A 1,547-nucleotide genomic window follows, 5' to 3' on the forward strand; every position below is an offset into this window, starting at 1 on the left:
AATCCAAATCATTATGTAAAGGAATTCGTGTGAAGTCAATCACCAATAAAATAGCACTAATGCTAATAGTTGCTCTATGTATCTCGTTTGTGGCTATGTCAGCCGCTAGTTACTACACTGCCCAGAGTAAAACCATCGAGCTAGTTACACAGGCTCAACGTCAAATTCTAAAAGATGTAAAATCTACACTAGATACATTTTTTGACAACAACTTTCAGACGATAGAAAAGATAGCTGCGACTATGTCTAAGCTTGATGAAAATCGAAATGGTATAGATATCGCTCTAGCACAAGGCAAAGCAATGGCTAACAAAGAAGTAGCTCTTGTCTATGCGGGCTACGATGATGGAGCTATGTTTCGCTCAAATGGTAAAAATCAAACTCCAAAGGATGGCTATGATCCAAGAACAAGAGGTTGGTATAAACTAGCTAAGCAAAAAAATGGCACAACATTTTCTGATCCTTATATGGCAGCTTCTTTAAAACAAATGGTCATAAGCTTTGTTGCGCCGATAAAAGATATAGGCATTGCCGCAACTGATGTAAGTATAGAAGATCTTAGCAAAGATATCACAGAGATCAGCAAAACAGATTACAGCTATGCATTTGTTGCTGATAAAGATGGAAATATCATTATGCACCCTGATAAAAATTTGATCAACACAAAGCCTGAAATCACTAAAAAACTAATAGAAAAATATAAAAATAAAGAATTTAATGAAAACGGACTAATTGCATATAAAAACACAAGGGGCGAGGATAGATATGCTGACTTCATAGAGCTAAATGATCGTGGCTGGCTAGCTATATCTGCTATGCAAAAAGATGTATTTACGTCAAATACTATGCCATTACTTAAGATACAAGCTATTATGGCTGTTATTTTTATTGTTATTTTATCTGCATTTGTTTTCTTCCTTTTAAAAAGATCTCTAAAACCTATCAAGACCATACAAGATAAATTAACTGAAGTCTTTAAATTTGTTACATATAAGGCTGATGCTCCAGCTAAATTAGATATAAATAGAAATGATGAGTTTGGAGATATGAGTAAGGTTATTAATGAAAATATTAGCGAAGTAGTTGAAGGTATCAAAAAAGATAATGCAATGATTAGTGAGCTTAATGCCATTGTCAATACCGTTAATAAAGGTAAATTAGGAGTTGTTATAAACCAAAATCCAAACAACCCATCTTTGGCGGAGCTAAAAACACTACTAAATAGCTTCTTTGCTGGTATAACACACAATATTAGAAGTGTTACTGCTATTTTAAACACGTATTCTAAGAATGATTTTACACCAACTATGGAAGTCCCAGAGGGTGCAGAAGCCGACCTAAAAGATATGATACTTGGAGTATCAAACATGGGCGAAGTAGTTTGCTCTATGCTAAACTCAAATTTAAATGATGCCAAGATGCTTGAAGAAAAAGCTACAACTCTAGCTGAAGCTATGAAAGAGCTAACGCAAGGCGCTAGCACGCAAGCAAGCTCACTTCAAGAATCTGCTGCAGAGTAAAGAGCAAATGTCTAGCTCAATGAATGC

Annotated in this window: 1 protein-coding gene; it reads left to right on the top strand. The window is 35.0% G+C overall.

All coding sequences use genetic code 11. The features are described from left to right. Positions 1 to 29 precede the first annotated feature (29 nt). Positions 30 to 1,520, top strand: coding sequence for a PDC sensor domain-containing protein (locus CYP26_RS06495; RefSeq protein ID WP_103630825.1), 1,491 nt, complete (start codon positions 30 to 32; stop codon positions 1,518 to 1,520). The last annotated feature ends 27 nt before the right edge of the window (positions 1,521 to 1,547 follow it).

This window comes from Campylobacter concisus, from assembly GCF_002913225.1.
In the GTDB taxonomy this organism is placed as follows: domain Bacteria; phylum Campylobacterota; class Campylobacteria; order Campylobacterales; family Campylobacteraceae; genus Campylobacter_A; species Campylobacter_A concisus_J.